General features: G+C 62.4%; 10 protein-coding genes. 2 read left to right on the forward strand and 8 right to left on the reverse strand.

The window, feature by feature from the left end; all coding sequences use genetic code 11:
* Nucleotides 1–9: 9 nt before the first annotated feature.
* The 6 genes from GYH35_RS25265 to GYH35_RS25290 form a co-directional block, all read right to left on the reverse strand.
* The gene (locus GYH35_RS25265) at nt 10–963 is read right to left on the reverse strand and encodes a proline racemase family protein (protein WP_161829833.1); all 954 of its coding nucleotides are present in this window, start codon (nt 961–963) and stop codon (nt 10–12) included.
* Between the two features lie 11 nt (nt 964–974).
* A complete protein-coding gene (locus GYH35_RS25270; RefSeq protein WP_161829834.1) occupies nt 975–2,747 on the reverse strand; it encodes a DUF885 domain-containing protein in 1,773 nt (590 codons plus the stop codon).
* Between the two features lie 84 nt (nt 2,748–2,831).
* The gene (gene bla / locus GYH35_RS25275) at nt 2,832–3,821 is read right to left on the reverse strand and encodes a class A beta-lactamase (protein WP_161829835.1); all 990 of its coding nucleotides are present in this window, start codon (nt 3,819–3,821) and stop codon (nt 2,832–2,834) included.
* A gap of 12 nt (nt 3,822–3,833) precedes the next feature.
* The gene (locus tag GYH35_RS25280; protein WP_161829836.1) at nt 3,834–5,555 is read right to left on the reverse strand and encodes a serine hydrolase domain-containing protein; all 1,722 of its coding nucleotides are present in this window, start codon (nt 5,553–5,555) and stop codon (nt 3,834–3,836) included.
* 11 nt (nt 5,556–5,566) lie between these two features.
* The gene (locus GYH35_RS25285; protein ID WP_161829837.1) at nt 5,567–7,717 is read right to left on the reverse strand and encodes a S9 family peptidase; all 2,151 of its coding nucleotides are present in this window, start codon (nt 7,715–7,717) and stop codon (nt 5,567–5,569) included.
* A gap of 147 nt (nt 7,718–7,864) precedes the next feature.
* A complete protein-coding gene (locus GYH35_RS25290; RefSeq protein ID WP_161829838.1) occupies nt 7,865–8,605 on the reverse strand; it encodes a helix-turn-helix domain-containing protein in 741 nt (246 codons plus the stop codon).
* Nucleotides 8,606–8,670: 65 nt separating this feature from the next.
* Here GYH35_RS25290 and GYH35_RS25295 point away from each other — a divergent pair, with 65 nt between their 5' ends.
* A complete protein-coding gene (locus GYH35_RS25295) occupies nt 8,671–9,744 on the forward strand; it encodes a branched-chain amino acid aminotransferase (protein ID WP_161811672.1) in 1,074 nt (357 codons plus the stop codon).
* Between the two features lie 47 nt (nt 9,745–9,791).
* On the opposite strand, the gene GYH35_RS25300 is transcribed toward GYH35_RS25295, so the two are convergent.
* Nucleotides 9,792–10,823 (reverse strand): MBL fold metallo-hydrolase, encoded by a 1,032-nt coding sequence (locus GYH35_RS25300; RefSeq protein WP_161811671.1) that lies wholly within the window; start codon nt 10,821–10,823, stop codon nt 9,792–9,794.
* 84 nt (nt 10,824–10,907) lie between these two features.
* A complete protein-coding gene (locus tag GYH35_RS25305; protein ID WP_161829839.1) occupies nt 10,908–11,999 on the reverse strand; it encodes an alpha/beta hydrolase family protein in 1,092 nt (363 codons plus the stop codon).
* A gap of 419 nt (nt 12,000–12,418) precedes the next feature.
* Between GYH35_RS25305 and GYH35_RS25310 the strand changes: the two genes are divergently transcribed.
* Nucleotides 12,419–13,414 (forward strand): TIGR03118 family protein, encoded by a 996-nt coding sequence (locus GYH35_RS25310; RefSeq protein WP_161829840.1) that lies wholly within the window; start codon nt 12,419–12,421, stop codon nt 13,412–13,414.
* The last annotated feature ends 97 nt before the right edge of the window (nt 13,415–13,511 follow it).

Consider the following 13,511-nt stretch of genomic DNA (forward strand, 5'->3'; position numbering starts at 1 on the left):
CCTCATCGCTCAGCCTCGCATGGCATCCATATTTTTATCGTCGCGGATGCCCCAGCAGAATGGGTCTTTCGGATCGAGCAGCAACTTCGCATCGGCGGTCACGTGCGCCGTGCCCATGATGGTCGGCGCAATCGTTCCCTTGGCGCGATCTATCCAGCGATAGCGCGCCCTGAACACACTGCCGAGCACACTCTCTTGGGTCCACTCCTCGGCTTCCTGGAGCTTGCCATCGGCGGCGAGACACGCGAGCTTGGCGCTCGTGCCCGTGCCACAGGGAGAGCGGTCATACGCTTTGCCGGGACAGAGCACAAAATTCCGACTGCGCGCGGTCGGCGTCGCGCCGAGCAACTCGACGTGATCGATCTCGGGATAGCCCTGCGCGTTCACCGCCTGACGAATGCGCCACGACAGATCGGTGAGCGACTCGACATTCGTCAGCTGGATGGGAATGCGCTCCTGCTCGACCAGGTAGAACCAGTTGCCGCCCCAAGCCACGTCGCCGGTCACCGGGCCGACGCCGGGAACATCGACCGTCACGGCGTGCGCCTTGCGATAACTTGGAACATTCGCAACGGCGACCGATCCATCGGGCAGCAATTGAGCTTCGACGACGCCGACGGGCGTATCGATCTTCACCGTGCCCGGCTTCAACACGCCCAGGTACGCCAACGACACGATCACACCGATGGTGCCGTGACCGCACATGCCCAGGTAGCCGACGTTGTTGAAGAAGATCACGCCGATGTCGCACTCCTCTCGATGAGGCTTGCACAACAGCGCGCCGACGACCGTGTCACTGCCACGCGGCTCGTTGACGATGGCGGAACGGAAGGCGTCGAAGTTCTCGCGAAAGCGCCGCAAGCGCTGCTCGAGCGGCCCTTCGCCCAGGTCGGGACCACCTTCGAGCACGAGCCGCGTCGGTTCGCCACCGGTGTGAGAATCCAGGATTCGGATGCTATCCATAGGTGCGTCGATCAATTGCTGTGATCCGCGGGATCGCGCGACGGCGTCGACGGATTCTCACCGCCATCGGCGATGAACTGAGCCATGCGCTGCTCCAGCACCGGCAGCGGCACTGCGCCGAGCGCGAGAATCGCGTCGTGGAACTTGCGCTGATCGAACTTCGGACCGAGCGCCTGCTCCGCTTCCCGACGGTGCCGACGGATCTGCAACTCGCCGAGCTTGTAAGCGACCGCCTGACCCGGCCAGGCGATGTACCGATCGACTTCGGTGGTGATCTCGTGCGTCGACAGCGCGACGTTGTCCTTCATGTATTGAAGCGCCTGATCGCGGCTCCAACCATAGTGATGAATACCGGTATCGACGACCAGGCGCGCGGCGCGCCACATCTCGTACGTGAGCTGACCGAACTCTTCGTACGGCGTCTCGTAGATGCCCATCACGCGGCCCAGCCATTCGGTGTACAGGCCCCAACCTTCGCCGTAGCCCGAGAAATAAACATCGTTGCGGAACTTCGGCCGTTCCGGCGCTTCCAGCGCCAGTGCTGCCTGGAAGCTGTGGCCGGGCGTGCACTCATGCAGCACCAGCGACGGCAGCGTATAGAGCGGCCGCGCCGGCAGGTTATATGTATTGAACAGGCAGCTCTCCAATCCGCCGCGGCCGCCGGTATAGATCGGCGCCAACGCATCGGGCACCGGCAGAATGCCGTGCCGGAAACGCGGCAGCGTGCCGATCGTGTCCTTGAGCTTCAGATCGGACTTCTTGACGATGTAGGCGGCTTCGGCAATCAGTTGATGCGGCGTCTTCGCATAGAACTGCGGATCGGTGCGCAGGAATTGATAGAACTCGGGCAACGTGCCCTTGAAGCCGGCCTTTTGCATGGTGGTCTGCATCTCTTCCTTGATGCGCGCCACCTCGCCCAATCCAATCTGGTGGATCTGCTCGGCCGTCAGCTCGAGCGTCGTGAACTTCTCGATGCGCGCTTGATAGAACTTCGCGCCATCCGGCAACGTCGACGCGGAGATCGAGGTGCGCGCCTTGGCCAGATATTCTTTGCGAATGAATTCCAGCAGCTTCGTGTACGCCGGCGCGACCTGCTTGGCGATCACGTCCCGAGCTTCACTGCGAATACGTTCCTGATCGCCTGCCGCGATGTTCGTCGGCATCTGCGTGAACGGCAGGAACAGCGGGTTCGTATCGTCGGTGGCGAGATACGGCTCGATGGTCTTGTCGCGCCCCATGACCGAAACTTTCGGCACGGTGAAGCCGCGTTTCAGCCCAGCACGCATGTTGGCGATGTGCTCGTCGAAGTAGCGAGGCACGTCGGCCAGGCGGCCGAGATAGCGTCGATAGGCTTCCTGATCGGGGAAACCTTCGCGCGGCGTGAATTCGGTCCAGAAGAACGAGTCGGCGTTGAACGGCGTCTGGTAGGTCTTGAAGCGCAGATCGGAGATGCGCTCTTCGAGAATCGTGCGGAATATTTCCGCGTTGACTTTATCTTCGCCTGTGAGCGACGCCGTGCCGATCCGATTCACATCCGCGAGCACCGCCTGCAGATGCGCCAGCCTGGCTTGCTGACTGGCTTCGTCGACGCGCGCCAGATGATCCGATTCTTCGCCGGGACGCTCGTCGTCCGGCTCCTCGGCCATCTCGTTCTTCCACCATTCCCATTCGGCCTGGTAGATCGCGTTGAGCTTGGGCACGGCGTCGGACGGGCCCGATTGAGCCAACACCCCGGGCGCGCCAAGGAACCAGAGGGCTCCGGCCATCGCAACCATTCCGCGCATGCCGCTCGCTCCTCTCTGGCATTTAGTATACGAAATACTATCCAGCCAGGAGGAGCATGGCAAGGCCGACGACTGGGAGCGGAGCTAACTGGCCTCGGCGAGCAGGAAGTAGTCGCGCACCGAGCGGGCAATCTCGGCGATCACGCGCTCGCGCTGTTCCATCGGTTTGTCGCTCTCTTTGATGAAGACGGCGATGACGATCTGGCTCTTGCCATCGGGCAAGGTCATGACGCCGACATCGTTCACGGTGCCGCCGATGGTGCCGGTCTTGTGAGCGATGACCGTGCCTGCGGGCATCCGACCCGGCAGCCGGCCGGCGCCGGTGTGGCAACGCTGCATGATGTCGATCAGGACTTTGGTGCTCGACACGCTCAACGCCTGCTGATTGAAGATCTTGGTCAGCAACTGCCCCATTGCGGCCGGCGTCGACGTGTCGCGAACATCCTTATCGAACGCCGCATTCGGATGGTTGCCGCGCTCCTCGAGTTGCGGATCCTGCTTCACCGCTTCTTGAAGCGCCTCATTGAACGGTCCGGGCGGCAAATTGAAGAACTCACGCAATATGCCTGCAGTGTCGCGATCGATGCGTTGCTCTTCGACGCCCTGCTTTCGCACCCACGCAGTCACCGCTTGCGGACCGCCAGCGAGCCGTGTCAGTACATCGGTTGCGGTGTTGTCGCTCAATGTGAGCATCAGCTCCAGCAAGTTGTGTACTGACAGACTGATGCCCGGATGAATCGCCAGACTCGCGATGCCGTCCGACGGCACGATGTCGTTCGGTTGCACGGCGACCAGTTGATCGAGCTGCAACCTGCCGGCATCCACGCTGGCGAGAATGGCGCCGGCGACGGCGATCTTGAAGGTGCTCGCCATCGGGAATCGCTCGCCCGCGTTCACCATGATCCGCTCGCCTTTGCCATCGAGCTGCCACGCTGCGACACCGACCTTGCCGCCGATCGGGGCGGTCAATCTCGCGATCTCCGCTTCCAGCACCGGCGCGGCGAACACTGTTTGCAGCGATGACATGACACACAGCATGAGGGCCAGCTGCCAGCGACGCAATCCGTGTTTCATTTGTTTCGTCCTCTACGCAGTCGCCACACGCCACAGATCTTCGCCGGACAGCTTCAGTCGCATGCAACGGCCGTTGACGACCTCGCCGAACTGAATCCACTCGGGGCTGTGCGGCTGGTCGCGCAGGTTGAAACGATCGCCCGCCGCTTCCAGCGGCATCATGCCGTCGATCCACAGCCGGCCCTTGCGAAGCACGATGCGAATGCTGCCGATCCAGGGATTCTCGTTGCGATAGTGGCCGACGTAGCTCTGCCATTGCTTCGGTGCGTTGAATTGTTTCTCGCCCTGGTACTTCGCGTTCGTATACCAGTCGCCGCCCCAGGCCGCCTCGACGACTGCGCTCTTGGGATCTTTCGCGTCGGCCCGACCGAACACGAGCGGGAACTGACTCTTGCCGCCATCCGCGACGATAAATGCTCCGGGCGCGCCCGCCGGCTGCAAAGGCACTTTGCCGGTGGTGCGCACGAGGAACAGCTTGTCGCCACTCGCCTCAATCTCCAACTTGCCCCCACCGCTCTGCTGATACGAGCCCGCATAGTCAGCGGCATTCAGCACCTGCAGCGCCGGATTGGCGGCAGGGATGATTGGCAGTGGCTTCGATGCCTGCTGCTCACGCATGAGTTGCACGGCGAACTGAGTGACGGCCGTCGGACGATATCCTTGCTGAGCGTTGATCGAAGCAAACGCGCCGACGCCGTTATCGATATCGACCAGCAACGACGACATGAACGACACCATGCCGCCGGTGTGACGCACGACGGTGTGGCTGTCGAGTTTGTCGACGGCAATGCCATATCCATAGCTCGCGGTCGGGCCGAACTCCGGCGCGACGATGTGAGCTTTGGTAAACAGCGCGAACGATTCCTTCGACATCAAGCGACGACCGTTCGGGCCTTCGCCGCCGTTGGCGATCATGCGCAGATACGCGCCCATGTCTTTTGCTGTCGCGAGCACACACCCGGCGCCGCCGGTATAGATGATGCCGGGCGCTTCGGCCAGGCGAGCATCGCGCGTGCCCGGACGATCGCTCTGGAACGGCTGATAGTTCTTCACGATGCGATCGCGAATGTCGTGCGTGATCACCGGCTCCGACCGGGTCATGCCGAGCGGCTCGAAAATACGCTTGCGAATGAGCTCGGGCAGCTCGCGACCGTCGAGCGTCCAGGCCAGATCGCCCAACGCCTGATAGCCCATGTTGCAATAGTGGAAGTGCTCGCCAGGCGCATACGCCGCACGATGACGCAGCGCTGGATCGGACGGCAGCAACGGCGCATTGCCTGGCAAGCCCGCGCCGTGCGTCAACAAGTGATGCGTGGTGATCGGCGCGAATGCGGAATCGATCCGAAACCAGGGCAGGTACTCGACGATCGGCTTGTGCAGATCCAGCTTGCCCTCGTCATGGAGCTGCAGCAGACAGATCGCGACGAACGATTTGCTGATCGAGCCGATCTCGAACAATTCCTCGTCTTGCACCGGCGCGCGCCGCTCGACATCGCCGAATCCATAGTGAACGACCCGTCGCAGCCCCTTGCGGTCTGCCAACGCGAGCGTCATCCCTGGCGCTTTCATTTCTTCCATGTACTGGCGCACGAACTCGTCCAGGCGAGTAAAGAGATTCGCGTCTGCGCCGGACTTCGGAGTGCCTGCCGAGTCGGCGACGGCGAAACCTCCGACTGCGGTCACACCCGCAAGCAATCCCGTATGCAACAACATCTCACGGCGGCTGATCGACATTTGTCTGCTCCTTACGTGCCAGGCTGCTGCAGGTAACGGTCGAGGAACTCGTGCGTCGCTTCGAATACGCGGCGCCAGCTTCGATGCAGGATGAAATCGTGCACTTCGTTGGGAATGACCAGCAACTCGGGCTCGACGTTCGTTTCCTTGCGCAGGCCGCGGACCAGCTCCACACTCTGCGCGAAGGTCACTGCACGATCGTCGTCGCCGTGAACGATCAGCACCGGCGCGCGCCAGTCCTCGATCGTCGCCATCGCCGATGATTGGAACGCCACCTCGGCGACCTCAGCCGATGCGCCGGGTGCGGTCAAGTCCGCTAGGAACGACTTCCAGTTGTGCACGCCCGCCATGTCGACGCCGACCGCGAAGTCCTGCGGGTAGCGTGCGAGCGCCAGCGAAGTCATGATGCCACCGTAGCTCATTCCATAGACGCCGATGCGAGCGGGATCGATGTCGCCGCGACTTTTCAAATACTCCACCGCCCCGGCGATATCACGAGCCTCACTGCCACCGCCGGCGGCGAATTCGTCAGGCTCGCGGAAGTTCAGGCCGTAGCCCGTGCCGCCGCGGAAGTTCACGGAGAGAACGACATATCCCTTGGAAGCCAGGAACTGATTCATCGCATACATGTGAGTGTATGCGCCCATCGGATGCCAGCCGAGCAACATCTGACGCTGCGGCCCGCCGTGGAAGAACAGCACCGCCGGCTGCTTCGCACTCTTCTTGCCGGACGGCTCAAATAACTGACCGTGCACCGACAAGCCATCGGGGCTCTTGAAGACGACTCGCTGAGGAACGACGAGGCGATCGCCCGGGAATGACAACGCCGCGCCGCTCGCCGCCATCGTCTTGAATGCGCCATCCGATTGAACCAGCGCAGGCGCCATCGGATTGCGAGCAGTGCTGTGCATGGCGAACAGCGCGCCCTGCTCCGTCAGCACCGGAAAATCTTCGATGCCGTCGCCCTTGCTGGCTCGCTGCGGTTTGCCGCCCTTCACCGGAACGCGCCACAGATGACGACGATCGTCATCCTCGGCATTGGACGAATAGATCGCCTCGCGACCGGCCGGATCCAACGTCATCGCAAAGACTTCCGCGCCATCCTGTGACAACGCCACCGGGCGCGCGCCCTTCTGGCTCAGATCCAGCGAGTAGAGTCGCAACCAACCTGTCTGCTCCCAAGGAAACAACAGGCGATTGTCCGCGGTCCACAACAGGCTCGTGCTGCCTTCGATGGGCTGAAAGATGCTGCCGGGTCCGGCCTCGGCGGTCCACACTTTATTGCCAGCGCCGCTTGCGACGTCGGCGACCCAAATCGACCACGGCTCGCCCGCCCGCTTCGCGAAGAACGCATCGGTCCAGAACGATTCCGCCAGCGACGGATACCGGACCCACGCGAGCCGCTTGCTGTCGCGAGACCAGCGCAGGCTCATGTCACGATCGACGCCCGGGCTCATCCATCGAATGTTTCGTGAGGCGATCTCGACGACACCGACGACCGAGAAGTCCTTGCGATTGCTGATGAACGCGAGGCGCTTGCCATCCGGCGACCACGACAGCTCGCTGGCGGCGCCGGCGTCTTGGATCAACTCAGTCGCGGCGTCGCTGCGAGCCAGATTGCCGATCCAGATCTGCCCGCCGCGCACGAATACGACGTCGTCGTTCACCGGCGAAGGCACGGCGTTGCTGCCCAGCCCAAACGAGCGAATCTCTCCCGACTCGAGCCGCACGGAGGCGATTTCCATCGCAGTCGGCCCGGACGCGGCGCTCGATGGATTGACTGGCCCGCCGCCTTCGAGACTGCCGCCGCGCGAGAATACGAGCATCGAAGCATCGTGCGACCACTGCAGATCGGCGAGCTCGATGCCGTTGTCGCCTTCCTGACGGGTCAGCGCGCGAAGGGCGAATTTTCCGTCGCTGCCGGCCTGCGCCAGATAGATATTCCGAGCGCCGAGACGATTGGCGATCCAGGCGACTTGCTCGCCCTTGGGCGACGCCGTCAACCCATACGGAAACGGCGCGCTCAGCAGATCTTCGATGGTGATGGATCGGTCGGCGGCCTCGACCTGAGGACCAGTGACTAACGCGCCAAGCAAAAGACAGAGCGACAGCAGCGCCGCGCCACAGCGACGAGCGCGGGCAAGCGAATGGGATTGCGTCATCACGACTCCCGGATTGTTGTATCCCCCGCGAGCCAGTCTAGGGAGGCCCCTATTCCTGTCAAGAGAATTTTCTCCATACAGGATAAACTACTCCGAATGGAGACGACGCAGGCGAAATTCTCCCGCGCATGCCGGCGGCGGAAAAAGTTACGCAGCGCCGGCGCGACGCTTGGGTTTCGCCGAGGACTTCTTGTGCGTGGAAGATTTGAGCGCTTTCGGCTTTTCGGCGTTGCCAGCGACGGCGAGCTTGGTAGTCTTGGGCGCTTCGCCCCGCGCCTGAGAAATCAATTCCTGCTGGAGGTTGGCCGCGGCCGACGCGCAGACGGCGAGGATCGTCGCTTCCTCGCAGCCGTCGGCAACGAGGTAGCCGTGGCCCATCTCGCTGTCCAGATAGACGTACTCACCCGCACGCAACGTAATGGGATCGTAGAACTCCGAGTGCACCTCGATGGCGCCTTCGAGCACGTACACGAATTCCTCGCCGGCATGACGCAGCAGCTCACCGAATTCCTGCATGGTCTTGGAGCGCACGCGGCTGATGATCGGAATCATGATCTTGCCGCGCAGCTCGGTGCACAGATAGCGATAGTCGTAGTTCTGGGTCTCTACGTTCAGGCCATCGGCAGCGGTTTTACCGACGCTTCGTCGCGCCATGCCCTTGGGCTGCGCGGTGACGGCCGACGAATTCAAAAAGTCCGACAGGCCCATGCCGAGCTTGTCGCTCAGGTCCACCAGCTTGTCGTAGGTCAGCGTCAAATGACCCTTCTCCACCTTGGCCAGCGTCGACAGCGGAATGGCGACGCGCTGACTCATCTCAGCGAGCGTCCAGCCGTTGCTGTTGCGGATGTGCCTGACGATATTTCCGAGGCTGGGCTTGGCCTTTACCATACAATGCAAATCATAGCGTCAGCGCTGCTCCGGTGCAGCTTGCCGCGCGTTCTCGAGGATCACACATGACTTTCACGATCACACCGCACGCTTCGCCCGTCAGCACGCAGGCCCGAGAGAAGACACTCGAAGATCCCGGCTTTGGCCGCGTCTTCACCGATCATATGGTGACGCTGCGCTGGAGCACGGACCGCGGCTGGCACGATGGCAAAGTCACAGCGCGCGCACCGCTTGCGATCGACCCTGCCTGCGCCGTCCTGCACTACGCACAGGAAATCTTCGAAGGCATGAAAGCGTATCGCACGGCCACAGGCGAAATCGTGCTATTTCGTCCCGAAATGAATGCGACACGCTTTGCTCGCTCGGCGGAACGTCTGGCGATGCCCATTCTGCCGGAGTCGCTCTTCATCCAGGCGGTGGAAGAGCTGGTGAGGATCGACAAGCACTGGGTGCCCAGCGGCGCCGGCAGCTTGTACCTGCGCCCCTTCATGTTCGCGAGCGAAGCATTCCTCGGCGTGCGGCCGGCGCAGGAGTACATCTTCTGCGTGATCGCCTGCCCCGTCGGCCCGTATTTCAAGGGCGGCGACAAGCCGCTCAAACTCTGGGTCTCGGACCAATACACTCGCGCCGCTCCAGGCGGCACCGGCGCAGCGAAGTGCGGCGGCAATTATGCGGCCAGCCTCATCGCCCAAGCCGAAGCGACCGAGCACGGCTGCGATCAGGTCGTGTTCCTCGACGCGGCCGAGCATCGCTGGATCGAAGAGCTGGGCGGCATGAACCTGTTCTTCGTGATGAACGACGGCTCCATCGTCACGCCGCCGCTCACCGGCACCATCCTCCCGGGCATCACCCGCACGAGCGTCATCGAGATCGCGCGCGAGCTGGGAATGACGGTTTCGGAAGCGCCCTATGCGTTGGAGCAGTGGCGCGCGGATGCCCAGAGCGGGAAACTCAGCGAAGCATTTGCATGCGGCACGGCGGCGGTGATCGCAAGCATCGGCGAAATCGTCAGCTCCTCCGGCTCGTTCCGCCTCAACAAAGCGCACGAATCGCCGGTCGCGAAAAAACTCAAAGAGCAGTTGGTCGGCATCCAGCGCGGCAGCGTCGCCGACTCGCGCGGTTGGGTTCGCAAGGTCTGAGCCAACTTGCGGCGAATCGGCGGCGCCAGCCGTCGATTCGCCCGGACTCACCCAGCGACCACCGGATACCCCGCCTCACGCCACGCCTTCATTCCGCCATCCAATGCGACAGCGCCTTTGAAGCCCATCTGTCGCAGCGTTGCGGTCGCCAGCGTCGATACTCGGCCGAACTCACAATAGACCAGGATTCTGCGAGTGGGATCGGGCAGCTCCTGATTCACCCGCAATTCCAACTGCCCGCGTGGCAGATGTTGTGCGCCTTGAATGTGACCTTCCATGAAGGCGTCCCGCTCGCGTACGTCGAGCACCAGGAAATCGCACCGGTGAGTTTCGATGCATCCCTTCAATTCGGCTAGCGACATGAAGGGCACGATCGCGGCCGCTTCAGCCAGCATCTGCGCGACGGTTTTACCTCCCGTCATATTCGTGCGCAGCGCTTCCGTGATGTGCGTGGGCATCGTCAGATTGAGGTTCGCCATCATCTCGATGAACGCCCCGCGATCACGCTGCTGAAGCCGCGGATTCTCGGCGAGCTCCTGACCGATGGTGGTATGCGCGCGACCTTTGTATTCGTGCGCCGGAAATACTTTCGTCGCCGCGTCCAGCTGCAACACTCCGTTGAACAGACTGTCGTAGAGCGCGCTCGCGTCGCCACTCGGAAGATCGGTGCGGCCGGTCGCGCCGATGAGCAACGTATCGCCGGTGAAGACGCGGTCTTCAACCGTCAGACACATCGAATCGCGCGTGTGCCCGGGCGTGTGCATCGCCTGAAGCCGAAGCTTGCCGACCACCAACAACTCGCCGCTCTGCAATCGCAAGTCAACGAACGGCGCCGGACTCGATCCGTGCATCACCACCGGCACATTGAGCTGCTTCGCCAGCTGTTGCGTGGCAGAGAAATGATCCGCGTGAGTGTGAGTATCGACGAGATATTTGATCCGCAATCCGTCGCGCGCCGCCAGGGCGAGATAGCGATCGGCCTGGCTCAACTCAGGATCGATCAACGCGGCCGCGCAAGTCTCTTCGCAACCGATGAGGTAGGAGCGGCAGCCACCGGAAACCACGGTTTCGAACAACATGACACGCTCCAGGCCAGCAGGCACTGACGGTCATCGTATTAGCAAGCTGGCTCGAGCGGCAATAGGCGACGCTGCGGCCGCGGGTCACGGCTTCGCAATCGCCTGCCGCGTCAGCCAGCTCGCCAGGATGGCAAAATATTCGGCGGATTCCGGCGCCTCCTCGTGCATACGCGCCGGATCCATCTGTACTCGCGGGGGCACCGATAGTCGCATCGCATGATCGGCGCCGGCAATCACCGCCAGGTCGAACTTCGGATGCGCGACTCGCAGCCGTTCGACCGAATCGGCCACCGGCACGACCGGATCTGCCGCTCCGTAAATCACCAGCGCCGGCACCTTGACGCCTTCGAGCGTCCGCAAGGGATCGAACTCGATCTCCTTGCGCCAGCGTGAGGTCGCGCGATCCGTGACCGTCTCACCCATATACAGGAGCTTGAACCAGGGTTTCGTCTTTGCCGCATCGACGAGGCGCTGAGCCGTCGGGCGATCGCCGGTGCCGCGCATGTAGTCGTCGACTGCCTTACGGGTTGCGATCATTTGTTCGATATCGGCCTGCGGGTAGTCGTTCACGCGCATGACGTTGATGGAACGGAACATCATCTGTACGTCCGGGCTCACGAGCGGAGCCGACGCGGCAATGATGAAGGCTGGCTCGGGGCTGCGCGACGCCGCCAGAAGCGCCAGCCACCCACCCTGGCTCAATCCCCAGATTCCGACACGTCGAGGGTCGATACGAACATCGGCCTTCAGCATTCGCACGGCTGCAATCGCGTCGTCGGCCAGCAGCGCGTAGTCGCTGGTCTGCAGATCGCCGCCCGATCTGCCACTGCCGCGTCGGTCATAGATGAAAACCGCGACGCCGAGTGCCGGCAGCATTTCTTTCAAGTGCCGATAAAGCGGCAAGTCGCGCAATGGGAAGGCGGCTGCATGCGTTACCACGATGGCCGACTGCGGCTTTCGGCCGCTCGCCAGATAGAGCGTGCCGCTGAGCTTTGTGGGACCATTCTCGAAAGTCTTTTCTTCTTCCACCACGCTCACGGAGGCTGGCGCGCTCCAGGGCACGGGCGCGGCACGCGTCGCGTCCTCCGCATGCGAGCAGACGCTCGACGCCAGTCCAAACAGGAACGCTGCCCATCTCATGGCCTGCGTGGCGAACGCTGGATACTGCTTCGGCATTGGCGGGCTACCTCGATGCAACGACGGATCTGAGGATCAGATGCGCGAAGGGCGCAAATGGTTTGCAAGCGCCTCGAAGTCGATCAAAGGACACTCAGTCAGACGAGACAAAGATCTTCTGCGGTCGACACTGACAGTCGCAGGCGGGTTTGAACACGAAATGTCAAATCGTTCAAGCCTTGTGAAACCGGCGCGCCAGTCTGAGGCACAGACGCGTGTGCATAGACGACTGGGAGATCTGCAGCATGACTTCGAGTAAGCAGAGTGTTCACAACCGGCACCGGCGCATCTGTTCGGCAATGGCGATTCTGCTAGCGACATTGGTCGCTTCCAGCGCCATTGCTCAGGGCTATCCCGATCCACCTCAACCTCCTCCTCCACCGACGCCTCCCCCTCCGAGCCCCACTGGCTCATTCGCCATGACTCCCCTCGTTTCGAATGGCGCAATCGCAGCGACAGTAACCGACCCGAATCTCGTCAACCCGTGGGGCGTCGCACTGGCGCCCGGACTTCCCATATGGGTCACGAACAATCTGACGCAGACATCCACTGCCTATGATCCCGCAGGCACTCTACAGATCACCGTCAGTTTGCCGTCGACTGCGAGGGGCCCGGCGTCTCCGACCGGCCTCGTCTTCAACGGCTCGACGGATTTTGTCGTGAGCAACGCAATGGCCTCGGCGCCGGCACAATTCATCATGGTTGGCGAAAGTGGAACGTTGCTCGCGTGGTCTCCCGATATCGATCCGGCCAACGCGCTGGTCGTGCACGACGACGCCGCAGGAGGCGCTGTGTACAAGGGCCTCGCCATTGCTACGAACGGCAGCGCCAACCTGCTCTTCGCGGCGGACTTTCACAACGGCAAGATCGACGTGTTCGACGGGCAATTTCAAAAGATCGCCGCGCCCGGTGGCTTCGCCGATCCGCAGCTGCCCGCAGACTACGCTCCCTTCGGCGTCCAGGCAGTCACTCTCGGTGGAGTACCCATGATCGTCGTGGCGTACGCGCAGCATACGGCGGACAATCTGGACGAAGAAGTGAAAGGCGCGGGCCTCGGCATCGTCAATGTGTTCGATCCGAACGGCAATCTGCTGAGGCGTCTCGTAAGTCCCGGCGCGCAGGCGAATGCGCCGTGGGGCATCGCGCTCGCGCCCGCGAGCTTCGGCCCGCTCGGCAACCTGCTGCTCATCGGAAACTTCGGCGACGGCGTGATCAACGCGTTCGACCCGAATAGCGGCGCATTCGTCGATACGATCAAGGATGCTTCAGGTCAGCCGATCGTAAACGACGGGCTCTGGGGCTTGGCATTCGCAGTCGACGCGAACAACCAACCCATACCGCCGTTGTACTTCGCCGCGGGGATCGCCGACGAGACGGCGGGGGTGTTCGGCAGGATTGATCCGCAATCGCAGTGAGTCCTGACTCGCCGATAGCCGTTAACACTCCTCGCGGTAACGGGAAGCCCGCCACTCCCCAGCGCACGAATCGCTGACCCAGGATCCCTCCGCATAG

The organism is Steroidobacter agaridevorans, from assembly GCF_009932555.1.
GTDB classification, from domain to species: Bacteria; Pseudomonadota; Gammaproteobacteria; order Steroidobacterales; family Steroidobacteraceae; genus Steroidobacter; species Steroidobacter agaridevorans.

Excerpts from the sequence above, each read along its gene's own strand:
- GYH35_RS25305 (WP_161829839.1), bottom strand. The coding sequence starts at position 11,999 with ATGCCGAAGCAGTATCCAGCGTTCGCCACGCAGGCCATGAGATGGGCA.
- GYH35_RS25270 (WP_161829834.1), bottom strand. The coding sequence starts at position 2,747 with ATGCGCGGAATGGTTGCGATGGCCGGAGCCCTCTGGTTCCTTGGCGCG.
- GYH35_RS25285 (WP_161829837.1), bottom strand. The coding sequence starts at position 7,717 with ATGACGCAATCCCATTCGCTTGCCCGCGCTCGTCGCTGTGGCGCGGCG.
- GYH35_RS25265 (WP_161829833.1), bottom strand. The coding sequence starts at position 963 with ATGGATAGCATCCGAATCCTGGATTCTCACACCGGTGGCGAACCGACG.
- GYH35_RS25280 (WP_161829836.1), bottom strand. The coding sequence starts at position 5,555 with ATGTCGATCAGCCGCCGTGAGATGTTGTTGCATACGGGATTGCTTGCG.
- GYH35_RS25300 (WP_161811671.1), bottom strand. The coding sequence starts at position 10,823 with ATGTTGTTCGAAACCGTGGTTTCCGGTGGCTGCCGCTCCTACCTCATC.
- bla (WP_161829835.1), bottom strand. The coding sequence starts at position 3,821 with ATGAAACACGGATTGCGTCGCTGGCAGCTGGCCCTCATGCTGTGTGTC.
- GYH35_RS25290 (WP_161829838.1), bottom strand. The coding sequence starts at position 8,605 with ATGGTAAAGGCCAAGCCCAGCCTCGGAAATATCGTCAGGCACATCCGC.
- GYH35_RS25310 (WP_161829840.1), top strand. The coding sequence starts at position 12,419 with ATGACTCCCCTCGTTTCGAATGGCGCAATCGCAGCGACAGTAACCGAC.
- GYH35_RS25295 (WP_161811672.1), top strand. The coding sequence starts at position 8,671 with ATGACTTTCACGATCACACCGCACGCTTCGCCCGTCAGCACGCAGGCC.